The organism is Brevibacterium sp. S111 (assembly GCF_004745075.1).
GTDB lineage: Bacteria > Actinomycetota > Actinomycetes > Actinomycetales > Brevibacteriaceae > Brevibacterium.
Window position 1 is genome coordinate 1 of sequence record NZ_RHFH01000009.1, and the last position, 26,377, is coordinate 26,377.

Genomic DNA, 26,377 nt, shown 5'->3' on the forward strand with positions numbered 1-26,377 from the left:
TACACCCCTTCCTGGTGTATGTCCACGCTCCCGGCTGTTGGCGCAGCGCGGGAGCCCTCTATTCGTCTGTTCAGCCTACCTCGGTACCAGGATCCCGGTTTCGGGATTTAAATGGATACCCCTTTCCCGAATACGTGAAAGATGAGACACGGAGGGACAAGTGGTGCTTCACCCCCACTGCAGCCAGGTGGTCTTGAAGTCCGAGTAGTTCTCCAACGCGTGGACGGACAAGTCACGTCCGAAACCGGACTGCTTGAACCCGCCGAAGGGCGTGGTGAAGCCCAGTGCGTCGACGGTGTTGACCGAGACAGTGCCGGCCACCAGGCGCGCGGACACGCGGTGGGCCCGGGCCATGCTGCCCGTCCACAGGGCTGCTGCCAGACCGTAGGGCGTTTCGTTTGCTTTCGAGATCGCCTCCTCCTCGGTGTCGAAGGGGGTGACGAGGGCGACCGGTCCGAAGATCTCGTGGCTGTGCAGACGGTGATCGTCCGGCAGGTCCGTGACGATCGTCGGCTCGACGAATGTGCGGCGGCCGTTGATCGCCGGGCGGTTGCCGCCCTGGACGATGGTGCCGTCCGCGCGAGCCTGTTCGATGCATTCCCACACATCATCGGCGTGCTTCTCGGACACGAGGCAGCCGATCGCGCTCTCGGGATCGAGCGGATCCCCGGGCTGGAAGTCCTCGGCTGCGTCCTCGAGCAGATGGACGAACTCTTCGTACACGGGGCGTTCGACGAAGATCCGGGAGGTGGCCGAGCAGACCTCGCCCTGGTTGTAGAAGATGCCGAATGCCGCCTTCCGAGCCGCGGCAGCGAGGTCATCGGTGTCGGCGAAGATGACGTTCGCGCTCTTGCCCCCGGCCTCGAGTGCCAGACGCTTCATATTGGACTCCCCGGCGTAGACCTGGAGCTGCTTGGCGACCTCGGTGGACCCGGTGAAGCCGAGCATGTCCACGTCCATGTGCCGGCCCAGTGCCGTACCGACGACCGAGCCGCGACCGGGTACGACGTTGAGGATGCCCGCGGGCAACCCCGCCTCGACAGCGATCTCGGCCAGCAGCAGGACCGAATGCGAGGCCTCGACCGGCGGTTTGGCGACCAGCGCATTGCCGGCCGCCAGCGCCGGAGCGATCTTCCACGTCGCGATCTCCAGCGGATAGTTCCACGGCACGATGACCCCGATGACGCCCAGCGGCTCGCGGGTGACGAGCGCCGTCGACCCCGCCGGGGTCACCGGAATCTCGTCACTGAGCTTCTCGATCGCCTCTCCGTAGAAGCGGAACAGGGCCGCGGCCCCCGGAGCGTCGATCGTCGAGGACTCACCGATCGGCTTACCCATGTCGAGCGTGTCGAGGAGGGCGAATTCGTCCGACCGCGCTTCGATGAGGTCGGCCAGGCGCAGCAGCACCTCACGCCGATGCGTCGCCGAGGCACGCGACCACTCGCCGCCATCGAACGCGGCGCGAGCGCTCGCCACCGCCGCATCGGCATCGGATCCGTCACCGAGGTGGAGCTGCGAGATCACCTCACCGGTGGCGGGGTTCGTCTTCGGATGAGTCTGCCCCGAGCGGGCATCAACCCGTTGCCCGTTGATGACGGGGCGTCCGTCGATGCTCAGAGCCGCTGCTGCGGCCTGCCATTCGGCCAGGGTCGCCGGTCGGGTCGTGGTGTCGGTCAGAGCCGCGGTCATGGAAGGTCTCCTTCGAAAGTGGTGCGGAAAGCGAGTGGGCAGTGACAGCGGTCAGCGGTCGCTGGAGGGTTCGACGGGCGAGGGACTGGGGCACTCGGCGGGCGCTGCCGGCTCGGCGACGGGGGAGGCCGGTGCCTCCTCGATGTCATCGGAGTGCAGCAGGTTGATGCCGCGGGTCTCCGGCAGCGAGGCGACGGTGACGATGCCGATGACGCCGACGACGGCGAGGAACCAACCGGGGCTCAGGGTGCTGCCGGTGGTATCGATGAGCCAGGTGAGGATGTACGGCGCAGTACCGGCGAAGAGTGCGGCGGTCAGTGCGTAGGCGATGGACAGTCCCGTCTGCCTCGTCCGGGTCGGGAAGAGCTCGACGACGGTGGCAGCGTGCGTGCCGAGGATGATCGCGAGGATGAAGGCCAGTCCGAAGGTCGACACGAACGACGCCCACGGGTAGTCCGCGCCCATGAGGAGGAACAGCGGCACGGAGAGGACGGTGAGTGCGATCGCCGCGGTCATGAGCACGGGCTTGCGTCCGAACCGGTCAGAAGCGATTCCCGCCAGCGGGACGATGACGAGTCCGAGCGCCGAAGCCAGGGTCGACAGCAGCGCCGCCCGCCCGGGTTCGATGCCCATAGCGGTCTCCTGATAGGTGAGCAGGTAGACGAGGACGACGTAGAACGTGACGTTCATGAACGTCTCCATCCCGCAGGTCTGGAGGAACTGTTTGGGATTGCGTTTGAACACCTCGCGCAGGGGCGCCTCGGCGACGGTCTCCATCTTCTGCAGCGCCTCGAATTCCGGGGTGTCCTCGATCTTCCGACGGATGTAGAGGCCGATGAACCCCAAGGGCACGGTGATGAGGAACGGGATCCTCCAGCCCCAGGCGCTCACCTGGTCGGGCGTCAGCGCCTGGTTGAGGAGGAAGACGACGAAGGAGGCCAAGAGGAATCCGGCCAGGGAGCCCACCTCGAGCCAGCTGCAACCGAAGCCGCGACGCTTCGGCGGAGAGAACTCTCCGAGGAACGCTGCGGCGCTGCCGAATTCGCCGCCGGCGGCCAGTCCCTGGACGATGCGGGTGACGATGAGGAGGATCGGGGCGAGCACTCCGATGGTTCCGTAGGTCGGCAGCACACCGAGTGCGAGTGTCGACAGGGCCATGGCGAGGATGACCAGCGACAGTGTGTGCTTGCGGCCGAGTTTGTCGCCGAGGCGGCCGAAGATGACCGCTCCAATCGGGCGGACGAGGAAGGAGACCGCGAAGACGGCGAAAGTGGCGAGCAAACCTGCGGTGCTGTCCTCTTCGGGGAAGAAGATCGCTGCGATCGTCGTGGCCATATAGGCGTAGACGGCCCAGTCGAACCAATGGACGAGGACGCCGATGGAGCCGGCGACTACGCTCTTCTGTAGGCCCTTCTTATAGGCCAGCCCCTCGGTGTTCTGCTTGTTACCTGACATGTCCGAATCTTCCTTTGGATACGTGCCTGCCGGCAGAGTGCCGGTGGCTTCGGCTCGGTGAACCGACTACAGCTCAATGCATGCGGGCGGCTACTGCCGGATCGCCGATTTGGTGCGGCGGTCACTGACGTCTGCGGCGGTCCAGGCCAACGCGATTGCGCCGTCGAGGAGTGTGCGTTCGGCCGGTTCGCCGACGCAGGACTCGGCGAACGCCGCCTGATGGTTGCTCGCTTCGCCGCCGACGCCGATATAGGGGTGGATGGCGTCGACGATCTGAGAGACATTGCCCATGTCCGTCGAGGCACGATTCATCGTCGCTGCGACGGGGTCGACGTCGAAGTTCCGGCCCAGGGCCTCGGCGTTGGCCCGGTATGCTTCGAGCGCGGCCTCGTCGGTGCGCATCTCCGAGTAGCGGCGGCTCTCCGGGGTGATGGTCAGTTCGGCCCCGGTGGCCAGGGCCCCGGCTTCGAAGCAGTTGACGACCTTCTTCTCGACGTCCAGCAGTTCGTCGGTCGTCTTGGCACGTACGTACCAGCGGCCCTCAGTCTTCTCGGGAATCGCGTTGGGAGCCTCGCCACCATTCGTCATCACCCCGTGGACTCGTACGGTCTTCGGCAGCTGCTGGCGCAGCAGACCGAGGGCCATCTGGGCGATGAGGAACGCGTCGTTGGCATTGATTCCGCGTTCCGGGTATGCGGCGGCATGGGCGGCCCGCCCGGTGTATTCGACATGCCAGTGGGTGACGGCGAAGGGCTCGGCCTCGGCGACATCGACGGGTGCGGGATGGGCCATGAGCGCGAAGTCGAGTTCGGTGAAGGCACCGCGGTCGAGCAGTTCGATCTTGCCGCCTCCGCCCTCTTCTGCCGGTGTGCCGATGACCTCGACGGTGATGCCGAGCTCCGCGGCCGCCTCGGCGAGGCCGATCGCCCCACCGACGCTCATCGCGGCGATGAGGTTGTGGCCGCAGGCGTGACCGAGGCCGGGCAGGGCGTCGTACTCGGCGAGGAAGCCGATGGTGAACTCACCCGTTCCGTACGTGGCGCGGAATGCGGTCTCAAGACCGAGGTAGGGGCGTTCGACGGTGAAGCCGTGCTCGGCCAGGACCTCGGCGACGGCGGCCGAGGAGCGGAACTCCTGCCAACCGAGCTCGGGGTCGTCGTGGAGGGAATTCGACAGTTCGATGAGCTTCGGTGTCGTCTCGGCGACCCGGGCGGCGATGCGGTCCTTGAGTGCGCTGGTCATCGATCGTCACCGGGCACGCCGTAGGACGGAGAGGCGGCCGGATCGAGGCCGCGCGTGATGTAGTCGTCCCGCTGGGGCATCCAGATCTCGAGGAGGCGGCCGAGCTGCCCGATCGGATCCTCATCGGCCCAATCGACGCGCAGATCGGTGACCCTCCAGCCGGAGCCGTTGACCACGGATAGGCCGGCGGAGTGGACGGGTCCGGCTTCGCCGCCGGCGGCCATCGCTGCCTCGAAGGCTGCGAAGAGGCGTTCTTCGAGACGACCGGTCGCAGACAGCGCGGTCTCGACGAAGGCGTCGAGGACTGTCAGGTCTGCGAGCATATTTCCTCCGGCCACGGCGTTGTTCTCGGTGCGGGCACCGAAGATGCCGAGCGCCTGCGCGCCCGAGTGTGCGGCGGTGTTCCCGGCGGCGTCGATGACGAGCAGCTGCCGAAAGTCGATCGCGGTGGGAACGGCAGCGGCGACGACCGCATCGAGTGCCGACTGCGCGTCCTTGCCGGAGCTCATCTCGTCGATGATGGCCGGGCCGAGCCGTGGGTCGGTGATGTTCTGGGAGTTCACCCCGCCGACCCCGTCGGTCAGACTGATGCAGCGTGCGGCGACGGCCGGCGAGGATGAAGAGATCGCGGAGCCGAACTCCCCGGTCTCGGGATCGTGGAGGAGGAGCGAGAAGGTCACTGGGCCACCTCGGTCCGTCCCGCCTCGGTGCCGTTGTTCGCAGCGGAGTTCTCGCTGATCACGGCGGTGGCGTCGATTTCGACGAGCCACTCGGGACGCGCCAGTGCCTGGACGACGATGCCGGTCGAAACGGGGAAGACGCCTTTCAGCCACTTGCCCATCGTGCGGTAGACGTCCTCACGGTAGCGGGGGTCGATGATGTAAACGGTGACCTTGACGATGTCTTCCATCCGGCTGCCTGCTTCATTGAGCAGCATGTCGATATTGGACATGGCCTTCTCGGTCTGGGCAATGACATCACCGATGCCGACAGATTCTCTGGTGTCCAGATCTTGGCCGATCTGCCCGCGCAGATAGACGACACCATTGGCGACGACGGCCTGGCAGAGGTCATTGTCGAGATTCTGCTCCGGGTAGGTGTCCTTGGTGTTGAACATCCTCAGGCGCGTATGTGTTGGATCTGCCATGGGTCTCCTCGTCGTGTGAACTGGGTCATAGGAACGTGAACCCATTCTCGAAGAGATCAACCCATCTGGGAAATAGTTATAATTTAGTCAGAGTATCTGCAAAATAGATTTTGAGGTCACGGGAGGCGAGTTATGGTCCAGAGGTTCTCAATCACGCTGACTCAGCTCTCCTATTTCGCTGAGTGCGCCAAGACGTTGAATATGACCGAAGCCAGCCAGGAGCTTCACATCGCTCAGTCTGCGGTGTCGACCGCGATCAATCAGCTCGAGAAGGCGCTCGGCGCTCCGCTCTTCGTTCGCCAGCACTCGAAGGGGCTGGTGCTCACCCCCGCAGGAGAGAGCCTGCTGCAGGAGACGAGGGAGATCTTCGGTCGGATCTCGAATGCCGTGGAATCCATTCAGGCCGGGCAGAACGAAGTGCGCGGGACGATCGTCGTAGCTTGCTTTCAGACCATTGCTCCGTTCCTGCTTCCACAGCTCCTCGAAAAGCTCGAAGCGAACCATCCCGAACTCAATGTCGAGATCATCGAAGGTGATCACGATGAATGCATGGCCGCTCTCAAGAGCGGAAGGGCCGAACTCGCCATCAACTACGACTTGTCCGAAGCCGATGGAGTTCGATTTCAGATCGTCGGCGAGGCTCGTCCTCATGTCATCGTCGGTACAGGTCATCGGCTGGCGAAGCGGAAAAGGATCTCCTTGTCCGAGCTTGCAGACGACGACTTCGTAGTGCTGAATCTGCCCGGAAGCCGCGAATACTTCATCAGCCTGCTGAGGCTGATGGGGGTCACTGCGAACGTTCGCTATCGAACTTCAAGCTATGAGACCGTCCGGTCGATGGTGGCGATGGGGCTAGGGTTTTCGATACTCAATCAGCGACCTCGGATTCGCGAAACCTACACGGGCGAACAGACAGCGATTCTCGAGATTTCCGACCAGGTGCCGACCCTCCATATATCCATGTCGACGCTCGCGCGATCGCGACCGACAGCCAAGGCCGCTGCAGTGATGGAGGCCGTCAAAATGCTCCTCGCCGAGTCGGAGCAGACAGGCTGAATCTCAGCATTTCCATCCGTCAGGAAGATTGCAAAGACTGACTGCATCTATTCTATTGATGCAATCGACCGAGAAGAACTATTGGCATTGCCGATCTGACCTGCGGTTTGCTGGACATGACTAGGGCAACGACGAAGTTGTGCCCGTCAGCACAGAAAGTTCGGTCGTGGCAGCGCGGCCCCCGACGGAAGGGCATCAATGTCGAACACGCAGACAGAAACCACCGAGGTCGTCGTCATCGGCGGCGGCCAGGCCGGAATCGCGATGAGCGAGCATCTCAGCGACCGGGGAGTGGCCCACGTCGTCCTCGAAAAGCATCGGGTTGCCGAGGCCTGGCGAACTCGCCGCTGGGACTCCCTCGTCGCCAACGGTCCGGCTTGGCACGATCGCTTCCCCACACAGGAATTCGAGGAGACCGATCCTGACGGATTCGCCACCAAGGCAGAGGTTGCCGACTACTTTCAGAAGCTCGTCGATCGCAAAGAGCTGCCGGTGCGTACCGGTGTGACAGTCACTTCGGTCGAGGAGAACGGCGGCGGCCGCGGCTGCCGCGTGACCACCGACTCCGGTGTCATCGATGCCGATTACGTGGTGTCGGCAACCGGCCCATTCCAGACCCCGCGGATTCCCGGACTCATTCCGGACGAGGCAGGTTTCACCCAGCTGCATTCGAGCTCGTACAAGAACCCTGACCAACTCGAAGACGGTGGAGTCCTCGTGGTCGGAGCCGGGTCTTCGGGTGTTCAGATCGCCGCCGAGATTCAGGACTCCGGCCGGCCGGTTCATCTCGCCGTCGGTCCCCATGATCGTCCTCCCCGGTCCTACCGTGGACGCGATTTCTGCTGGTGGCTGGGCGTGCTCGGACTGTGGGATCTCGTTACGCCGCCTGCCGGAGCGGAACACGTCACTATTGCTGTCAGCGGTGCCGGAGGCGGACATACCGTCGACTTCAGGGACCTGGCCGATTCGGGAATCACGCTCCTCGGGCGCGCCAACGGTTACTCGGATGGAAAGCTTGTTCTGGGGACGGATCTGCAGAAGAACATCGCCAATGGTGACCAGAACTATCTGTCGTTGCTCAACGCGGCGGATGAGTACATTGAACGGAACGGCCTTGACCTGCCGCCTGAACCCGAGGCTCATGTGCTCGGACCCGACCCGGAATGTGTCACGAATCCGATCCTCGAACTCGATCTAGCCGAGGCCGGTATTCGCACGGTGATCTGGGCGACCGGATTCGGAGTCGACTATTCGTGGCTCAACGTCAAGGACGTGCTGGACGAGTCCGGTTACCCGGTTCATGCACGCGGAGTCTCGCCCGTCCCCGGAGTGTATTTCCTCGGTCTGCCGTGGCTGTCGCGGCGTGGATCGAGCTTCATCTGGGGAGTTTGGCACGATGCGAAATACATTGCCGATCAGATCGATATCCAGCGGATGTACCGTGACTATTCGCCTACTCGCACTGGTCTAGCTGCTGCCGCTGTTTGAATGAGCGACTTCTGCAGGGGCGGGCGGACAGTTGTGTCGGAAACGTCAGTCTGCTGCACACCAGTCGTCTGATTTCTCCGAGGAAGTCCTCCGCCTGTCCGCTGCCGCCGAAAACCCCTTCGGTTGGCTCTAAAGATATGAGATTCTGAAGCCACTATGACTGAGCCAAACGCCTCCGCATCACCCAACACCGCCTCTCTTCCCCTCGCCTCGTCGACGACGAGCCAGATCCCCACCAGCCAGAACTTCCCTACCCGCACCGAGTCCGACTCGATCGGCAGCCTCGAGATCCCCGACACCGCCTATTGGGGCGTGCACACGGCCCGGGCGAACGAGAACTTCCCCATCGCGCGCCGTCCTGTCTCCGTCTACCCGGACTTCGTCCGCGCCTTCGCCTGCGTCAAGCAGGCCGCGGCCCGTGCCAATGCCGAGATCGGAGCGCTGGACGATCAGCGGGCGAACCTCATCGATGCCGCCTGTGAGGAGATCAAGTCAGGCAGACTCCACGACCAGTTCGCCGTCGGTGTCATCCAGGGCGGAGCCGGCACGTCGACGAACATGAACGCCAACGAGGTCATCACGAACCGCGCCCTGGAGATCGCGGGCCGGTCCAAGGGCGACTACGCGTTCATCCACCCGAACGATCACACGAACCACAGCCAGTCGACGAACGACACCTACCCGACGGCGATCAAGATCGCGCTCGCCTTCTCACTGCAGAACCTGCTGAGCGAACTCACCCTCCTCGCCGATGCCTTCGCCGCGAAGGGCCGCGAGTTCTCCCATATCGTCAAGGTCGGCCGCACCCAGCTCCAGGATGCGGTGCCGATGACGCTCGGCCAGGAATTCAACGCCTTCGCCACGACCCTGCGCGAAGACGTCCAGCGACTCGAGGAAGCCGTCGCCCTCCTCGGCGAGGTGAACATGGGCGCCACCGCGATCGGCACCTCGATCAACGCTCCCGTCGGGTACAAGGAAGCGGTCATCAAACACCTGCGTGAGATCACCGAGCTCGACCTGGTCACGGCCGGTGACCTCGTCGAATCGACCTCCGACACCGGCGTGTTCATCACCTTCTCCGGTGCGCTCAAGCGCAGCGCACTGAAGATGTCGAAGATCGCCAATGACCTGCGGCTGCTGTCCTCGGGGCCGCAGGCCGGCATCGGCGAGATCAACCTGCCGGCCCGGCAGGCCGGGTCGTCGATCATGCCCGGCAAGGTCAATCCCGTCATCCCCGAGGCGGTCTCCCAGGTCGCGTACTCCGTGGCCGGCGCCGATGTCACCGTGTCCATGGCCGTCGAAGCCGGTCAGCTGCAGCTCAACGCCTTCGAACCGATCATCGCCCACTCCCTGTTCCAGTCGATTACGTGGCTCGAGCGCGCCTGCCAGACCTTCCGCACCAACTGCGTCAACGGCATCACCGCCAACGAGGCGGAGCTCGAGGACACCGTCGACCGGTCGGTCACCGTCATCACCGCACTCGCACCCGTCCTCGGCTACACTCAGGCCGCCCAGCTGGCGAAGCAGGCGTTGGCGACGAATGAGCCGATCTCCGACCTCGTCGTCGAGCGCGGACTGCTCGACCGGTCTCAGCTCGGCGAGATCCTCCAGCCCGAACGGCTGACGGGGCTGAGCACCGATCACAACGTGACCACGGACCCCGACTCCGCCGAGGCGGTCCCGCGCGACGAGATGACCGGAGAGCTTCCGACGGTGGCCGACCCCGAGGGGTGAGCAGGGCCAGAGCCCTGCCGTATCTGTTCAGAGGAGCTGGCGCAGAACGTAGGGCAGGATTCCGCCATGGACGTAGTAGGCCTCCTCGGCGGGGGTGTCGACCCGGACCTTCGCGGTGAACTCCACGCTCCCGTCGCCTTCGCCGGCGCGCACGGTGACCGCGTCGGGGAGGGTATCCCGACCTTCGAGCCCGGTGATCGAGAAGACCTCTTCGCCGGTGAGCCCGAGGCTCTCAGCCGATTCGCCGTCGTTGAACTGCAGCGGCAGGACACCCATCCCGATGAGGTTCGAGCGGTGGATGCGCTCGAAGGACTCCGCGAGCACCGCTTTGACCCCCAGCAGGGTGGTGCCCTTGGCGGCCCAATCGCGTGACGAACCCGAACCGTACTCGGCGCCGGCGATGACGAGCAGGGGGACCTGCTCGTCGAGGTAGCGCTGAGAGGCCTCGAAGATGCTCATCTCCTCCCCGTCGGGCAGGTGCCTGGTGACACCGCCTTCGGTGCCGGGAGCCAGCTGATTGCGCAGCCGCACGTTGGCGAAGGTTCCGCGCACCATCACATCGTGATTGCCGCGCCGCGAACCGTAGGAGTTGAAATCGGTCGGTTCGATCCCCTGCTCGCGCAGGAAGCGTCCTGCCGGTGAGGTGGGGCTGATCGTTCCGGCCGGGGAGATGTGGTCGGTGGTCACCGAATCGCCGAGGAGGGCCAGCACCCGGGCACCGGTGATGTCATGGGCGGTATCGGGCTCGGCTGACATGCCGTCGAAGTAGGGCGGACGGCGGACATAGGAGGAGTCCGGGTTCCACGCGAACTTGTCGCCGGCGGGCACGTCCATGCCCCGCCAGTTCTCGTCACCGGTGAAGACGTCCGAATACCCGGAGGTGAACATCTCGGCCTCGAGGCTCTCATCGACGACCTTCTTGATCTCAGCGGTGGTCGGCCAGATATCGCGCAGGAACACCTCCCGTCCGTCCTCGCCGACCCCGAGCGCCTCGGTGAGCAGGTCGGTGTGCATGCTCCCGGCCAGCGCATAGGCGATGACCAAGGGCGGAGAGGCGAGGAAGTTCATCTTCACCTCGGGATGGATGCGCCCCTCGAAGTTGCGGTTGCCCGAGAGCACCGCAGACACGTTGAGGTCGTTGTCGTTGACCGCCTGACTCACTGCCGGAATCAGTGGGCCGGAGTTGCCGATGCACGTCGTGCAGCCGTACCCGATGAGTCCGAAGCCCAGCTGATCGAGGTACGGGGTCAGGCCGGCCCGGTCGAAGTAGTCGGTGACGACCCTTGAGCCCGGGGCCAGGGTCGTTTTGACCCACGGTTTCGGCCGCAGCCCGCGTTCGACGGCCTTCTTGGCCAGCAGCCCGGCGCCGATCATCACCGAAGGGTTCGATGTGTTCGTGCATGAGGTGATCGCCGCGATCACGACATCACCGTGGTCGACGATCGCCGGGATGTCGTTGATGACGACATCGGCCGGATCGCTGGGCCACCCGAGGCGGGCGTTCGCGGTCAGCTGCGCGCGGTCGACGTGACGCGGAGGCTCATCGGGGACCGACGACGATGAGACCGAGATCGGGTCGCTGGCGGGGAAGGAATCGGCAGAGGCATCATCGACCCCGCCGGGACGGACGGTCGACTTCTTCTGCTCGCCGGCGAGGAGGCCGAGCACGGTCGCGGGGGCATCTCCGAGCTCGATGCGGTCCTGGGGCCGCTTCGGTCCCGCGATCGACGAGGTGACGGTGGCCAGGTCCAATTCGACGACCTGGGAGTATTCGGCAGGCTGGTCGGGGTCGTGCCAGAGCCCCTGCTCCTTGGCATAGGCGGCGACGAGGTCGATCTGCTCGGGAGCACGGCCGGTCAGCCGCAGATACTCCAGCGTCTCCTCGTCGATGGGGAAGATCGCACAGGTGGCACCGTATTCGGGACTCATATTGCCCAGGGTGGCGCGGTTGGCCAAGGGAATGTTCGCCACGCCGGGCCCGAAGAACTCGACGAACTTGCCGACGACGCCCGTCTGACGCAGCAGCTGGGCCACAGTGAGGACGAGATCGGTGGCCGTCGTCCCCTCGGGCAGCTGGCCGGTCAGCTTGAGCCCGACGACCTCGGGGATGAGCATGCTCATCGGCTGGCCGAGCATGGCAGCCTCGGCTTCGATGCCGCCGACACCCCAGCCGAGCACGCCGAGGCCGTTGACCATGGGAGTGTGCGAATCCGTACCCACGAGGGTGTCCGGATAGGCCTGAGGCAGGCCGTCGACGGTCTCGCGGGTGAACACGACCCGGGACAGGTATTCGAGGTTGACCTGGTGGCAGATGCCGGTATCCGGTGGAACGACGAGGAAGTCCGTGAACGACTCCTGTGCCCAGCGCAGCAGCTGATAGCGCTCCTGGTTGCGTTCGAACTCCTTCTGCGCATTGATTCCGAAGGCATCCGAACGGGCGAAGACATCGGCGATGACCGAGTGGTCGATGACGAGTTCGGCGGTGACCAGACGGCCGTCCTCATTGCGCAGGAGGTTCTCCAGCAGCACTTTGAGGCTGTAGGGCAGTCGCTGGGACCCTTCGATGCGGTCGAGCCGGTGAATCTCGTAGGTCTTTTCGCCCACTGTCAGCTGGTCTCGGGTGTTGAAGCTGTTGGAAGTCATGATCGGCCTTTCCGAATGGACGCACAGCGAATGAGTCGCGGGGTCATCCGAACAGATGCCGATCGGAATGGTGCCGACGTTGCGCACCAGTGCGGCCTCCATGCAGGCGGCCCGTTATCGACAGCATAGGCACGGGTGTGCCCAGAACTCCAGAGGTGATGGAGAAAGCCGTCGGCTCATCTGCGCCGAGGCGACCGCCCTCACGCCTTGCGGCTCCGCTGGCTCGCTTCGGTCAACTCGACATACGCCAGGTGCTGGTCTGCCGAATAGCAGATGATCTTGCCCTTGTGGTTCTTGGTTCGTCGGAGAATCTTCGCCTCGGCGAGTTCGACGAGGGCGCGGTGCGCAGCCGCCCGAGTCACTCCGTGCTCGACCGAGACCGACTCGATGGTGATCACGGGTTCTCGTGCCAAGCTGTCGAGGATTTTCAGGATGACGGAACCGGTCCTCGGCCGAGCCGGTGACTTGCCGATCGCTCGGCGATGCTCGATGAGGTCCGTGCGAACCGTCTGCTCGAGTGTCTCGATGTCCTCGGCGAGGAGGACGGCGCTTGCGGCGGCGGCTTCGACCGCCTCGGCGAAGGAGATGACCCAGTGGTCGAGATCGGCTGGGGCCTGACGATAGGTCGTGAGCCCACCGATATAGGTAGTCGTGTCAGAAGCGAAGACAGTGCTGATCGGCACGAGCACAGTGCGGAGGGCATCGGCGCGTTTGAGGACGGTGTGGACGAGCGCTCGCCCGGTTCGACCGTTTCCGTCGATGAACGGATGGATCGTCTCGAACTGAGCATGGGCGATGGCCGCACGAGTGACGGGGTTTCCCTCGGTGGCTGAGACGAATTCGGCGAGGTTCGCAACGAGCCGTTTCACCTCGGCGGCCGGAGGCGGGACGAAATCGGCGCGCAGAGGACTGTTTCCGGGGCCGCCGACCCAATTCTGGGTCGTCCGCAGTCCGGGCTCGAGCCGGGGCTCGATCGAGTGCTGCAGCTCTTCGATGTCACGGACCGTGATCGCTCGTGAGGGGTCAGCGATCTCATCGATCGCGTTCTCAGTGGCTCTCACATTGGCGATGACATCGAGTGCGACCCGGTCGCCGTGTTGGAAGCGTTCGGCGATCGCCAGCTTCTTCGGACTGAGGCGGTTGCCTTCGATCCACGATGAGGAGATGCTCTCGGACCGGATGAGCAGATGGTTGAGATAGCTGCTGCCCGAGGACCTGATCCGTTCATCGAGGCGGGCCAGCACGACGACTGCTTCCTCGGCTGCGCGCTGTGCTTCGGCACCGAGTGTGGGGAGAGCGGAGGAGAGCTCATCGGGCACATAGGCGTGGAATGTGCCTGAGGCTCTGTCCTTTCTGCTCAGCCCCGCGGGGTTCGGAGGACTCCAGTGGCATTCGACGCTGTAGGGCATGGGCGGGCCTTCTGTCGGGTGGGCCCCACGGTGAGAAATGGGCTCGTATATTTACTTTAGTCCATCTAAAGTAAATATTCACCCGTCCAGCAGCCCCCGGATGTCCTCGGCCGTGACGGTCTGGCTGAACGCCTGCCCACTGGGCCCGCGGCCCTCGAAGGTGCCGGAATCGGACATGAGGGAGTCGAAGAGTTCGGCCTTGCGTTTCTGCAGGGCCAGCACCTTCTCTTCGATCGTGCCCTCGGCAACGTAGCGGTAGACCATGACGGACTTCGTCTGCCCGATCCGGTGGGCTCGGTCGATCGCCTGGTTCTCGGTCGCGGGGTTCCACCACGGATCCATGAGGAAGACGTAGTCCGCCTCGGTGAGGTTGAGCCCGAAGCCGCCTGCCTTGAGGCTGATGAGGAAGACGGGGGCCTCACCGGACCGGAACGACTCGACCACGGCCCCTCGATTCCGGGTCGACCCGTCGAGGACGACATGGGGCACACCGCGGCGCTCGAGGACCGCGGCGACCTGGTCGAGGAACGAGGTGAACTGGCTGAACACGATCGACCGGTGCCCCTCGGCGATGACATCATCGAGCCGGTCCATCAGCGCCGTCAGCTTGCTCGAGGGCACCTCGGCGTGTTCGGCGTCGACGATGCTCGGGTCCAGGGCGAGCATCCGCAGCAGGGTGAGCGAACGGAAGACGATGAACCGCTGCTTGTCGTAGTCGCTGTCGATGAAGCCGAGGATCTTCTTCCGCTCCTTCTGCAGGATCCGGTCGTAGAGCTTCCGGTGCGCGGAATTGAGCTCGACGGTGATGACCTGCTCCTGCTTCTCCGGCAGATCCGCGGCCACGAGGTCCTTCGTCCGGCGCATCATGAACGGTCGGATGCGTCGCTGCAACCGCTGCATCCGTCCCGGGTTCTCGCCGCTTTCGATGGGGCGGACGTATTCCTCGTCGAACCGGTGCGGGCTCGGGAACAGTCCGGGCGCGGTGATGGAAAACAGCGACCACACATCGCGCAGCGAGTTCTCCATGGGGGTGCCGGTCAGGGCCAGACGGAACGGTGTCCGCACGGACTTCGCCGCCTGATGGGTCAGGGCCGTGCTGTTCTTGACGAACTGGGCCTCATCGAGGACGAGCCCGGCCCACTCGAGGCGAGAGATCGGGTCCTCGTCGAGGCGCAGCATCGCATAGGACATGACGACGATATCGGCACCGTCGACGACCTCGTCCAGCGGTGTCCGTCTCTTCTTCGTCGACTCCGCGATGACGCGAACATCGAGGTCAGGGGTGAAGGCGGCAGCCTCCTTGACCCAGTTGTCGACCACCGAGGTGGGGGCGACGACAAGGAACGGTGCCCTCGCCTGACCGGTGCCGGCCACGGTATCGCTGGCGGCCACGGTATCGCCCGCGGCCGCAGTTTCGCGGGCAGCCGCGCGGCCGGCCTTCACATGGGCGATGAGAGCCAGCGTCTGCAGCGTTTTGCCCAGCCCCATATCGTCGGCGAGGATCCCGCCGAGGCGGCACCGGTAGAGCAGCGCCAACCACCGGAATCCCTGCACCTGATAGGGACGCAGCCTCGCCCCGCCCAGTTCGGGCACCTCGGTGGCCGGCAGGTGGTCGAGATCGGCCAATGCCTGTGCGGATTCCCGCCAGGTCAGAGCCGGCTCGGACTCGTCGGCGACGTCCTCGAAGTCCGACCACAGGCCCACGTGCATCCGTGAGATCTTCGGTGTCTCGGGTTCCCATTCGGGGATGAGGTCCGCCTCGGCGAGGAGGGCCTTGAGTTTGTCGAAGACCGGTTTGCTCAGCGACAGGAAGGTGTCATCGGGGAGTTTGAGCTTCTTCGCGCCCCTGGCCAGTGCCTTGTACAGCTTGACGAAGGGGACCGGGTGCCCGTCGACGCTGATCTGGAAGCCGAGGTCGAACCAGTCGTTCTTTTCCGACTCCACCGAGGTGATTGTGACGTTCGGCTCCCCGCCGAGTTCCCGGTAGGGCTGCTTCTTCCCGCGGGTGATGACCTTGAGATGCTCGATCTCCTCGAGCCCGGGCAGCACGTTGACGACGAAGTCGGCGGTATCGGCATCGTCGAGCGCGGTGTCGACGACCTCCGTCAGCCGGGATCCTTCCTCATGGGTGTCGGCCAGGACCCGTGCGACCGCGGAGAGCACTTCGGCTTCGTGCTCGAGGTCGCGCCGGTCGTCCCGCTCCCACGCAGAGGCTGTTCGCGCCGGTGTCGTCTTTGTCGAGGTCGCCCCCACCGAGGCGGCCGGTGCCGAGTGCGGCGGTGAAATGGTCGGCAGCTTCGCGCGGGAAATGACCGGCAGGGTGCGTCGGGGTCCCGAGTACTCCCAGTACCAGCGCAGGTCGAGCCTGTCGCCGGCGCCGAAGGTGAGGAAGAGGACGAGGCGGGGCTGCCGGTAGGCCGGGAAAGTCACGGTGTCGTCGGTGCTGACCACCTCGGCGCTGGTGCGCAGCTGCGGATAGTACTCTTCGAAGAACTCCTCGGCCTCGGAATCGGGAATGGTGATCGGACCGGCGGCTTTGAACACCGGCAAGGCCGACTCCCTGGTCGGCTTCTCCGCCGGAGCGAGAGTCACGGTGAAACCCGAGGCCACATCGATGCCGAAGAAGCCATGCGTCCAGATCGGCTTGATCAGACCCGGAGTGAACTCGCGTTCGTCGATCGTCGCCCGCGGCTGGACGCGCAGCTGGCCCTGAGCACGCCTGATGTCGACGACGGCTTTCGCCACCCGCCCGATGCGCACGTCCATGCCCTGGTTGATGCCGACGAATTCGATGCCGAGCTGTGCACCCCGGTCGAAGTGCTCCCACAGCAGCGGGGTATGGAAATCGCCGAGGTGGTACGGCGCTCCGTCGGGCGTGAAGTCGGTCCTGTCCCGGGTGCGCAGGCCCGCAAGCTGGGTGAACCATTCCTGGTGGCGAGCGTCGATATTGTGCTGCCGGGCCATCCGATCGATGGTGCGCCAGGTCAGCGACTTCTTCACCCAGTTGCCGGATTCGCTGAGCAGCAGCGGCCGGATGGCCAGGGACGGGTTCGTGCCGGGGGAGACAGTGGCGCGTTCGAGCAGCACCGAGTGCTGGGGTTCGAACCAGGTGCGGGGGACGACCTCGACGAGCTCGAAGCCCAGGGACACGGGAGTATGCTCCTGCGGGGCCGCCTCGGCGAGTGGGGCGAAGGCCTCACGCCAGTCGGCGGGGGCGGCCGAGGCCGGGGGAGTGGTCTGTCGGGTTTCGGGCACGAGGCCATCTTCTCACTCGAGGCTGACTTGGGAGCTAAGGAACGAGAACGCCGCGGCCCTGGATCCGCCCCTGCCTGAGGTCATCGAAGGCGGTGAGTGCGTCGTCGAGCGAATAGCGTGTGACCTCGAGTGCGATCTTGTCCTGTTGGGCGAGAGCGATCGCCTCGCGTGCTTCGGAGCGGGTGCCGCCGTAGGCTCGTTCGATGTTCACACACCAGGGCAGGTCAGCGCCGTTGGAGGCCTCGTAGTCGAAGGAGCCTCCGCCGAGGCCGACGAAGCGGATTGCGCCCCCTCCGCGCACAACGCCGATGGCGATGTCCACGGTCGGTTGGACGCCGACGAAGTCGAGGACGACATCGGCGCCGATTCCATCTGTGAGCTCCAGGATCTTATCGGCTGCCTCGGCGTCGGACCTGATCGCGGTGGCACCGTGCTCGGCGGCGAAGGAGAGCTTCTCGTCATCGGTGTCGAGAGCGATGATGCGGGATCCGGTGATCGCCATGAGGATCTGCAGACCCACATGGCCCAGGCCGCCGAGACCGAGGATGACGGCGGTCGCGTCGCCGGTGAGGCGGTCGCGGACGGAGTTGATCGCATGCAGCGGAGTCAGGGCCGCATCGGCCAGCGGTGCAGCATCGACGGGGTCGAGATCGCCGAGGGGGCCGATGTGGTGAGAGCTGACGGCGATGTAGTCGGCCATGCCGCCGTCGACACCGATTCCCGGTGAGATCGGGCCCGTAGGGCTGCGACCGGTGATGACCTCGCATTGGTTGTCTCTGCCGGCGAGGCACTCGCGACATTTCCCGCACGAACGCATGAGTGAAACGAGCACAGGGTCTCCGAGGCTCCACCCGGTGACGTTCTCACCGATTTCAGCGATCGTTCCGGAGACCTCATGGCCGAGTGTGAAACCGATCAACGGACTGTCGTCTCCGGTTCCGATGATGGAGATGTCGGAATGGCAGAGGCCAGCCCCTGAGACTTTGAGGAGGACCTCGTCCGAAGCGATCTGCGGGACCGGCTTCTCCTGAAGTTCGACGGTGTCGTTCCTGACAAACGTCACTGCGCGCATTGTCGTGGCCATTGCTGTCCACCTTCCTGGCGGTGTCGGATGATGGTGCCTCTTCGCAGGCTACTCCATGGAAGGAACGGGTCGGCGAGGGTGGGACAGCGGTTGCAGGGGCCGGGACCAAGGGGGAATGGAGGAATGACTCGTTGCTCACGTCTGCGGATTGTCCGTTGCCGTTGAGTTCGGTCGTCAATAGGGTGGCCGCGAGAGCACAGAGAAGGAGCGAAAGCGATGAAGGCAGTTCGGTACTACGGCAAGGAAGACATCCGCATCGACGAGGTCGAGGAGCCGAAGACCCGACCGGGAACCGTGAAGATCGCGCCGGCCTTCAACGGCATCTGCGGAAGCGATCTCCACCTCTACCAGGACGGTCCGATCCGTCCTGCTCCGAGTGGTGAGGAAGCGCATCCCCTCTCCGGTGAGACCCTGCCAGTGGTCTTCGGACACGAATTCTCCGGAGTGATCGAAGACATCGGAGATGGAGTCGAAGGACTGGAGATCGGTGACTCCGTCGTCGTTGAGCCGCTCATGGTTGACGGCACATGCCCGGCATGTCGCCGTGGTGCCTACAATCTGTGCGAACAGATGGGATTCATCGGCATCTCCGGACGGGGCGGGGGCCTGAGCGAACACATCGTCGTCGAATCGCAGTGGGTCCACCCCGTCGGTGATATGCCGCTGGACCAGGCGGCGCTGATCGAACCACTGGCCGTGTCCCTGCACGGGGTCAAGCAGACTGCTGCTGCCGAGGGGCAGATTGCCGTTGTCGGCGGAGCCGGCCCCATCGGGCTCCTCGTCTCCGCCGTTCTCAAGGCCAAGGGGCTGACCACCATCGTCAGTGAAGTATCACAGGCTCGCCGTGCCAAGGCTCTGGAGTCGGGGGCAGCGGACGTCGTGATCGATCCGACGACCGAGAACCTCGGCGAGGTCGTGTCGGAACAGACTTCCGGTGCAATGGCTGATCTGGCTTTCGACGCGGCCGGCGCGCCGGCCGTGGTCGGCCAGCTGCTCGACGTGCTTGGCGCCACCGGCCGTCTTCAGGTCCTCGCCATCCACGGTGCGCCCGTCGAAGTGGACATCACTGATCAGCTGATGATGCAGGACCGCACGCTCGGCGCGAGTGTCGGTTACGCTCATGACCACGCCGAGGCGATCGACCTCGTTCGCTCCGGCAAGATCGACCTCGCCCCGTTCGTCACCTCGAAGATCCTTGCCGAGGACATCATCAGCGACGGGTTCGACCGGCTCACGAACAGCCAGGACGAGGTGAAGATTCTCGTCTCGATGAGCTGAATCTGGCTGTCTCCGGGCGATCGCGGCTCATTGAACGGTGCCCGCGTCTGGTCGATCCAAGTCGCTGGACTCGTCAGAATCGACTTGGATCGACCACCGCCTACGGCTGAGACTCAGTCCTCGGAGACCGCGGCAGCCAGATTGCCCAGTGAGGTTTCGAGGTCGTCCTCGCCGACGAGAGGGAAGCTGACCTGCTTCAGTACGTGCTTGTCGGTGACCGAGCTCCAGTCGTAGGTGACGGAGACGTCCGTCGAGTGACGGCCCTGCGGAATGAGCTCCCAGACCCACTCCCAGCCGGGTGGTTCCTCACCGGCCGGAGCGGTCTTCCAGGCCAGGAGTTTGTTCTCTTCGTAGCCGACGACGTGGTTCTCGGTCTTGTAGTCCCCACCCATCGGTTCGGAGTGCATGTTCATGGTGAACACTTGGCCGACGGCTGTGATGCGATCGGTCTTGTCATCGGAGACCACCATGTTCGAACCGTCGATGGCCGCGTGGCGCTCCGGGTTCGAGAGCACGTTGAAGATGTCCTCCGGCGCAGCATCGATCGTTCTGGAAGCGCTGACGTTCATCTCTGCCATGATCTTCACCTTTCATCAGGTGGTCGCGTGTGTGCCAGGGCGAATCGGCCGACCCGCCCTGTCGGGCCACGCTATACCCTCAGCCGGAATGCAGACAGGGGGTGCGGAATCGACAGCCAGCCGTGATCACCGAGCCGCCGAGTTACAGTGAAGGATGCCCGAATCTCCCGAGCTGTCGCCCACGGGTGACGAACGATGGCTGATCGTCAACGGCCGCCGGTGGCGCAGAACCGATCCCGAGCTGGATCAGAACGTGGTCGATGAGCTCAAGAGCCACCTCGGCGCGGCAAGGAATGCGGTGCGGACCGCGAAGAAGTCAGGCTCGGAGGGCGATCTCGCCGATGCCCGGCAGCGCGTGAACGTGGCCAAACACGGTCTGGGTGAACGTGGTGACTACTGGTGGCAGATGAGCCTCGCCGACAGACGCCAACGCGCAGAAGCGGCACTCGAGGAGCTGCGCTGACCAACACCGCTGACTAGCACCATCAGGTCATCTGAGCACTATCGGGTCAGCTGATCAGCGAGGTCTTCGAAGTCCTCGGCGACGACGTCCCATGGTCCCTCCGGAACGAGGTCGACTGTCTGCCCAGGTCCGTGCTCGGTCGGACGGCGAACGAAAGCCGTGCGCAGACCGACCCGTGCCGCGGCGGCGAGGTCACTGTTGTGGGCGGCGACCATCATCACCTGTTCGGGGTCGAGTCCGAGGATCTCTGCCGTGCGCAGATAGGCGGCCGGGTCGGGTTTGTAGGCGGCGGCCACCTCGGCGCCGAGGATGGCGTCCCATGGCAGCCCTGCGCGTTTGGCGACGTCGAGGGCCAGTCGCACATTAGCGTTCGACAGCGGTGCGATGATGTGGCGTTGCTTGAGGCGAGCCAACCCGGCGACCGCATCGGGCCAGGGATCGAGGCGATGCCAGCAGAGATTCACCTTGTCGAGGACGTCTTCGGGAATCTCACGCGGATCGATTCCGAATCGTTCGATGACAGTCTCGAGGTTCTCCCGATGGAGGACATCCAAGCGCACGAAGGGCCGACTGCCGCTGCGGACCCGCTCCATCGACGGCTGGTATTCAGCACGCCAGAGGTCCGCGAATTCATGCGGATCTGCTTCGGGCAGATACTCATCGAGGAGCGATTCGACGCCGCTCGCCACGCTGGTTCGCCAGTCGACGACCGTGCCGAACATATCGAAGACCAGCGCCTCGACTGCGCCCAGATCAGCAACCATGCCTTCACACTATTCCGCTGACCACCGATCGCCAATACATCACACGTCGGTGCACGGGTGCAGATTCGGCAGCGACGACGTCATCGGTCGGACGGCGAACTCATCGGAACGTGACTTCACCCATGTACTTCTCACCCGGGCGAACCGTCCAGCACTGCGTCTTCACGATCACTTTCCCCCAGCTTTTGTAGAACAGCGCCCTCAAAGCCGAGCCCTGCTCGCATTTGGCCAGGGTCGGATAATAGCTGTAGGTCGCCTTGTTGCCCTCGGCATGAGCGGCGGTTGCCCCGAACACACTCATCGTTGCCAGCATCAGCGAAGCCGCTCCTATACCGATCACTCTCTTTGCGCGCATCCGTCCTCCTCATGCAGTAACCGAGTTCCGGTCGTTCACCGGCGTCGGTTCTCACTCTAGAATCGCGGACCACCCAGGTGAGTCGGCCCGTGTTTCAGCTTGGCTACGGGCTGTGTCGAAGCCGCCACGTACAATGAGCGGTGATGGATGACACCGGATCGACGAAATCGCATACTCCCTCTCCGGCCGTGCTGGCAGCGCTGCTCTATCTTGCCGACCGAGCAGTGCCGACCGGCTCCGACGCAGCCGGGTCGAGTGCTGTTGCGTCGACTCAGGACATCACAGACCGTGACAGGGAGATGCTCGATGCGGTCGAGGGGGCTCTGGAGTCCCAGCTGCCCGACGCACCGCAGCTCGTGAGGTCAGCCCTCGCCGAGGTGGACGCTGCAATCCGATCCGTCCGCGCCCGGGCTGAGGCCCCGAGCCTGTCAGCGTCGAAATATGATGCTCTGCGCTCCGAGGTGCTCGACCAACTCAGAGCGCGTTCGAGCAAGGGCGCGGCCGTGTGGCCGCCGACGAGCCAGACGGCCGTGCAGCGGTTCGGTTCTTGGAACGAAGCTCTCAAGGCTGCGGGCCTGGCGACGAACCGACTCGGCCGAGCGAAGGGCCAGCTGCGCTTCGACGCGGAGGCCTATGACAAGGCGATGTCCGTCTTCGTCGCCGACTGCGAATCCCGCGGAATCACGGCCACCTACAAGGCTTACACCGAGTACGCCGCCGAGCATAAGGGTGAAGTTCCTTCCGCCGCCGCTGTGCGCAAGTTCTACGGCTCCTGGAACACCGCGCTCGCCGCGGTCGGGTGAGACTGAGCGGCCAGGTGGGCCGCTCCGATCCGTCTCATTTCAGCCCGGGCACGGTCTGCCTTCAAACGTCGCGCCAGCAGGGGCTGACGCCTCTCATATCACCGAAGAAGACGTCCTCCCTTGATGACGCTGTGGATGGCGTTGCCAGGATCGCCCAAGGCAGTGACGTCGTCCAAGGGGTTCGCGTTGAGTATCAAGAGGTCCGCGAACGCCCCCGGAGCCACAACTCCCAGCTCTCCCTTCCGCATGAGCAGTTCTGCTGCCGTCGTCGTTGCTGACCGCAGCACCTGCTGTGAAGTTTGGACTTTCGCCCGAATGGCGAACTCCTGACTCTGATGAGGCTGCATTCCGCCCAGCAGATCGGAGCCGTACGCGATCTTGACATTGTGCTCAGTCGCCAGTTTCAACGCATCGAGGCCCGCGTACAGCACGTCGTCGATCTTCGCTTGGCTTGCCTCTGGCAGACCGAATTGAGCTCCGTCCTGCTTCAGACGCTCATATGTCACGAGTGTCGGAACGAGGAACGCACTCTTCTCGAGGAGGAGCTGGACGCTTCGCTGGTCGATCAGATTCCCGTGCTCGATGGACCGCACTCCCAGTTCGAGGCCGCGGTTGACCGACCTGGCGGTGTAGGCATGACCGAGAACATAGCGATTCGCTGCGGAGGCCTCTTCCACCGCCGCTCGAATCTCCTCATCTGAGAACTGAGTTGAGTCGACGCGGTCAGTCGGAGAAGCCACTCCGCCGGAGAGCATGATTTTGACGTGGTCGGCACCGGTGCGCAGGTTCTCCCGGGCGGCTTTCCTCACCGCGTCGGCTCCATCGCAGACGATGCCGATATTCGGGCAGCACATGTGCGTGTCCATGACGTGCGTGCCGGGACCCCGCATGTCTGCGTGGCCTCCGGTCTGGGACAGAGCCTTGCCGCCGAAGAAGAGACGTGGTGCGGGGAAGAGGTTTTCCTGTGCCGCTGCTGAAAGCCCGTAGTCGGCTCCGCCTGCGTCTCGGACGGTCGTGAAACCGCGGCTGAGCATATCGCCCATCAGACGCGCAGCCTGAGCACCCAGGTAGTACGGTGACTGATCACCTAGATTGCCCAAATTCGCTGTTGCAGCGAGGACATGGACGTGTGCGTCGATCAGCCCGGGGGACACGATTCTGCCTTCTGCATCGAAGCTCTGCGATCCGGCTGACACATTGTGGTCTCCGACCTCACTGACTCTCTCGCCGTTGATCGTCACCGTCGTCGGCTCGGAAACAGTGGCCGTCTCCACGTCGAGGACCCGTGCGTTGGTGACCGTATTGATTCCGACATCGAGCTGCATACCGTGTCTCCTTCATTGGATCCGCTTAGGATGATGGGCCTAGGCTAGACGCAATGCAACGTTCTTTGCAAAGGGAGTTCAGACTGTGACCAGCTTCTCCGAGTGGATCGCCGCCCTTCGATCGAATGCGCGACTGACGCCGTCGACGCAGGCGGTGCTCGCTGTCATCGACTCAGCGCCGGACGAAGCCGCGTACAGTTCCGCCCAAGCCATCGCGGACATGGCGCAGGTGAATGTCGCGACCGTCGTTCGCGCTGCCCAGTCGCTGGGCTATTCCGGGTGGCCAACGTTCTCTGCGGATATCCGCACCCGGTATCTGGCATCGCTGAGTTCACGCAATCTCTATCTGCACAACAAGGGGCAGGGTCTTCTCGCCACGTCTCTCGACAAAGACATCGAGATGCTCGAGCGGATGCGTGGGGAATTGGACGAAGACGCTTTGGCGCGGATGGCTGAGCGCATCATCGCGTCGGAGAATACCGGGGTGTTTGCGACCGGATCCTATGCCGCTCCGGGTCTGCAGCTGTCGCATGTGGCGCAGATGCTCGGCTTCCGAGTGCGGTTGCATTCAGGGTCAGTGACGGCGATGGTCAATGAAGCCAGCCTGCTGACCTCTGCTGACTGCTTCCTCGCGATCACGGTGTGGAAGTCCTCCCGGGCGGTCGTCCAGCTGGCGGAGGCTGCCCGTGAGCAGGGCGCGAAAGTGCTTGTCATCGCTGATCGTCGAACTGCCCTGACCGATATGTGTGATGAGTATGTTCTGGTGCCCGCCGAATCATCGGAGCTGATATCGTCCTTGGTCTGCGTCACAAGTGCAGTCCAATACCTGCTGGCGTGCCTTGCGCGACACGATGAGCAGCGAACTCAGGCCAAGCTGGGGCGAATCGATGACCTGTGGGGAGCAACCGGCGCAATCGCCGACGATTGAGTCGGTTGCAAAATTTATTGCATTCCGGGTGGGGTATCGGCGAGAATCGTGCTCAGCGCATTTGTGCTCCACGACACAAGGGATACCTATGAACCTCACATTCGTCATCGTCCTCGTCGCCTATGTGGCGCTGATGGTAGGCATCGCCGCCTGGTTCGGGCGAGCATCGGCCATGAAGGACGGGGAAGACTTCGTTCTCGCGGGGAAGTCTCTGCCGACATGGGTGCTTGCCGGGACTCTATTGGCGACCTTCGTCGGATCCGGCTCCATCATCGGGGGAGCGAACTTCATCTTCAGCAACGGCCCATTGGCGGGCATTCTGTTCTTCGCAGGTACGTTCTGCGGGATCATCGTTCTGTACTTCATCGCCCCACAGGTGCGGAAGAACGGCTTCCGCACCGTCCCCGAGCTGTTCGAGTCCAAGTTCGGGCGACCCGTTCGGGTGGCGGGTACAGTCATCATCCTCGTGGCCTTCGTCGGAATCACCGCGTACCAGTTCACCGGTGCCGGCTATATTCTCACTCTGATCACTCCCCTCAGCACGACACAGGCGACCGTTGTCGCGACAGTCCTCATCACCTTCCTGTCCCTGTCTGGTGGGCTGAAGTCCGTGGCCTGGACTGACTTCCTCTCGGCAGTCCTCATTGTGATCTCGCTGCTCGGAGCACTCATCTGGGTCTTCACGCAAGACCTGGGCGGCATCGGCAGCTACGTCGACCGCCTGGATCCAGCGTTCAAATCATTCACCGGAGTTCTCACTCCATGGCAGATTCTGGGCTACTTCCTCCCGCTCTTCCTCCTGATCCTCGGCGATCAGAATATGCACCAGCGCCTTGCGGCAGCCCGGTCGCCCAAAGTCGCTCGCAATGCCACCATTCTGTTCTTCATCGGAGCTGCACTGATCGTTGCTCCGATCATCTTCCTGGCTTCCGGATCCTCCATCCTCATGCCGGAGATCAACCCGGACATGGCCATCCTCGCACTGGCAGAAGGCGAGTTCACGCCGGCCGGGATCGGAGCTGTGCTGCTTGTTGCGGCACTGGCACTCATCGTGACCACCGGTTCGTCTTATCTGCTCACCTGCTCTGGAAACGTCGTCTATGATCTCGTGTTCATCAAGAACAAGGCTCGTGGAGATTCGAGGACCGGGGTTCTAGTCGGGCGGGTCTCGGTACTCGCTATCGCTGTCTTGGGATTCATCATGGTCCAGTTCTTCGAATCGGTGCTCGAGCTCCAGATGTATGCCTACACGATGTACGGCGCTGCCATCACTCCAGCGGTTCTGGCCGCTCTGTTCTGGAAGCGAGTGACCGCCGCCGGTGCTCTTTCGTCGATGATCGCAGGTGGAGTGGTGACAGTTCTCTGGGAAGTCAGTGGCAGATCCGCCGACATCAACTCCGTCATCCCGGCGCTGCCTGCGGCTGTGTTGGTGCTCATCGTCGTCAGCCTGGTGACCAAGCCGTTCTCGGGCAAGCCCGCGGACTCCGCTGACAGCGTGTCCGCTGGCGGTGCCTGAACACAACTTCACACCGACTCAATGCAGGAGATCGAGAGTCTCTGCCTGCTCGCAGCTTGTGGGCAACAGCGGAATATCGAGCCGGGGTCCGGAGGCACCGCGCTCGCCGCGGTGAAATGAGCGATTTTCGTCAAGTCCATCGGCACCGACTGCATCCGTGCTAGC

The 26,377-nt window shown here is 63.9% G+C and carries 21 protein-coding genes; 8 read left to right on the forward strand and 13 right to left on the reverse strand.

Annotated elements, in window-relative coordinates; genetic code table 11:
- Nucleotides 1–168 precede the first annotated feature (168 nt).
- From EB836_RS11435 to EB836_RS11455, 5 genes are all read right to left on the reverse strand, one after another.
- A complete protein-coding gene (locus tag EB836_RS11435) occupies nt 169–1,689 on the reverse strand; it encodes an aldehyde dehydrogenase family protein (RefSeq protein WP_135540506.1) in 1,521 nt (506 codons plus the stop codon).
- Nucleotides 1,690–1,740: 51 nt separating this feature from the next.
- Nucleotides 1,741–3,144, reverse strand: coding sequence for an MFS transporter (locus EB836_RS11440; protein ID WP_135540508.1), 1,404 nt, complete (start codon nt 3,142–3,144; stop codon nt 1,741–1,743).
- Nucleotides 3,145–3,234: 90 nt separating this feature from the next.
- Nucleotides 3,235–4,386 carry a M20 family metallopeptidase gene (locus EB836_RS11445; protein ID WP_135540510.1) on the reverse strand — a complete coding sequence of 384 codons (1,152 nt, stop codon included), beginning with the start codon at nt 4,384–4,386 and terminating at the stop codon, nt 3,235–3,237.
- The gene (locus tag EB836_RS11450; protein ID WP_135540512.1) at nt 4,383–5,066 is read right to left on the reverse strand and encodes a DUF1028 domain-containing protein; all 684 of its coding nucleotides are present in this window, start codon (nt 5,064–5,066) and stop codon (nt 4,383–4,385) included. The genes EB836_RS11445 and EB836_RS11450 overlap by 4 nt, the downstream gene beginning before the upstream one ends.
- Complete coding sequence (locus EB836_RS11455; protein WP_135540514.1) at nt 5,063–5,533, reverse strand: RidA family protein; 471 nt, start codon at nt 5,531–5,533, stop codon at nt 5,063–5,065. The genes EB836_RS11450 and EB836_RS11455 overlap by 4 nt, the downstream gene beginning before the upstream one ends.
- A 132-nt stretch (nt 5,534–5,665) precedes the next feature.
- Between EB836_RS11455 and EB836_RS11460 the strand changes: the two genes are divergently transcribed.
- The 3 genes from EB836_RS11460 (at nt 5,666) to EB836_RS11470 (ending at nt 9,811) form a co-directional block, all read left to right on the forward strand.
- Nucleotides 5,666–6,589: a LysR family transcriptional regulator gene (locus EB836_RS11460; RefSeq protein WP_135540516.1), complete on the forward strand. Its 924-nt coding sequence runs from the start codon at nt 5,666–5,668 to the stop codon at nt 6,587–6,589.
- 198 nt (nt 6,590–6,787) lie between these two features.
- Nucleotides 6,788–8,077 (forward strand): NAD(P)/FAD-dependent oxidoreductase, encoded by a 1,290-nt coding sequence (locus tag EB836_RS11465; protein ID WP_135540517.1) that lies wholly within the window; start codon nt 6,788–6,790, stop codon nt 8,075–8,077.
- A gap of 156 nt (nt 8,078–8,233) precedes the next feature.
- On the forward strand, nt 8,234–9,811 hold the full coding sequence (locus EB836_RS11470; protein WP_135540519.1) for an aspartate ammonia-lyase: 1,578 nt from the start codon (nt 8,234–8,236) through the stop codon (nt 9,809–9,811).
- A 27-nt stretch (nt 9,812–9,838) separates the two neighbouring features.
- On the opposite strand, the gene EB836_RS11475 is transcribed toward EB836_RS11470, so the two are convergent.
- From EB836_RS11475 to EB836_RS11490, 4 genes are all read right to left on the reverse strand, one after another.
- Nucleotides 9,839–12,454: an aconitate hydratase gene (locus EB836_RS11475; protein WP_135540521.1), complete on the reverse strand. Its 2,616-nt coding sequence runs from the start codon at nt 12,452–12,454 to the stop codon at nt 9,839–9,841.
- Between the two features lie 200 nt (nt 12,455–12,654).
- Nucleotides 12,655–13,863 carry a Fic family protein gene (locus EB836_RS11480; RefSeq protein WP_135540523.1) on the reverse strand — a complete coding sequence of 403 codons (1,209 nt, stop codon included), beginning with the start codon at nt 13,861–13,863 and terminating at the stop codon, nt 12,655–12,657.
- Nucleotides 13,864–13,941: 78 nt separating this feature from the next.
- Complete coding sequence (locus EB836_RS11485) at nt 13,942–17,118, reverse strand: DEAD/DEAH box helicase (RefSeq protein ID WP_135540525.1); 3,177 nt, start codon at nt 17,116–17,118, stop codon at nt 13,942–13,944.
- A 34-nt stretch (nt 17,119–17,152) separates the two neighbouring features.
- A complete protein-coding gene (locus tag EB836_RS11490; RefSeq protein ID WP_240689906.1) occupies nt 17,153–18,202 on the reverse strand; it encodes an alcohol dehydrogenase catalytic domain-containing protein in 1,050 nt (349 codons plus the stop codon).
- 216 nt (nt 18,203–18,418) lie between these two features.
- On the opposite strand from EB836_RS11490, the gene EB836_RS11495 reads away from it, so the two are divergent.
- Nucleotides 18,419–19,480: a 2,3-butanediol dehydrogenase gene (locus tag EB836_RS11495; RefSeq protein ID WP_135540527.1), complete on the forward strand. Its 1,062-nt coding sequence runs from the start codon at nt 18,419–18,421 to the stop codon at nt 19,478–19,480.
- 113 nt (nt 19,481–19,593) lie between these two features.
- On the opposite strand, the gene EB836_RS11500 is transcribed toward EB836_RS11495, so the two are convergent.
- Nucleotides 19,594–20,058, reverse strand: coding sequence for an SRPBCC family protein (locus tag EB836_RS11500; protein WP_205683357.1), 465 nt, complete (start codon nt 20,056–20,058; stop codon nt 19,594–19,596).
- A 154-nt stretch (nt 20,059–20,212) separates the two neighbouring features.
- On the opposite strand from EB836_RS11500, the gene EB836_RS11505 reads away from it, so the two are divergent.
- Complete coding sequence (locus EB836_RS11505; RefSeq protein ID WP_135540529.1) at nt 20,213–20,521, forward strand: biopolymer transporter Tol; 309 nt, start codon at nt 20,213–20,215, stop codon at nt 20,519–20,521.
- Between the two features lie 38 nt (nt 20,522–20,559).
- Here the strand turns inward: EB836_RS11505 and EB836_RS11510 are convergent, their stop codons facing one another.
- Nucleotides 20,560–21,285 (reverse strand): haloacid dehalogenase type II, encoded by a 726-nt coding sequence (locus EB836_RS11510; protein ID WP_135540531.1) that lies wholly within the window; start codon nt 21,283–21,285, stop codon nt 20,560–20,562.
- A 100-nt stretch (nt 21,286–21,385) separates the two neighbouring features.
- Nucleotides 21,386–21,640, reverse strand: a complete 255-nt coding sequence (locus EB836_RS11515; protein WP_135540533.1) for a hypothetical protein — start codon at nt 21,638–21,640, stop codon at nt 21,386–21,388.
- Between the two features lie 143 nt (nt 21,641–21,783).
- Between EB836_RS11515 and EB836_RS11520 the strand changes: the two genes are divergently transcribed.
- A complete protein-coding gene (locus EB836_RS11520) occupies nt 21,784–22,443 on the forward strand; it encodes a multidrug transporter (protein ID WP_135540535.1) in 660 nt (219 codons plus the stop codon).
- 98 nt (nt 22,444–22,541) lie between these two features.
- Here EB836_RS11520 and EB836_RS11525 read toward each other — a convergent pair whose 3' ends face one another.
- On the reverse strand, nt 22,542–23,768 hold the full coding sequence (locus EB836_RS11525) for an amidohydrolase family protein (protein ID WP_135540537.1): 1,227 nt from the start codon (nt 23,766–23,768) through the stop codon (nt 22,542–22,544).
- Nucleotides 23,769–23,853: 85 nt separating this feature from the next.
- Between EB836_RS11525 and EB836_RS11530 the strand changes: the two genes are divergently transcribed.
- Nucleotides 23,854–24,696: a MurR/RpiR family transcriptional regulator gene (locus tag EB836_RS11530; RefSeq protein ID WP_135540539.1), complete on the forward strand. Its 843-nt coding sequence runs from the start codon at nt 23,854–23,856 to the stop codon at nt 24,694–24,696.
- Nucleotides 24,697–24,784: 88 nt separating this feature from the next.
- Nucleotides 24,785–26,212, forward strand: a complete 1,428-nt coding sequence (locus EB836_RS11535) for a sodium:solute symporter family protein (protein WP_135540541.1) — start codon at nt 24,785–24,787, stop codon at nt 26,210–26,212.
- The last annotated feature ends 165 nt before the right edge of the window (nt 26,213–26,377 follow it).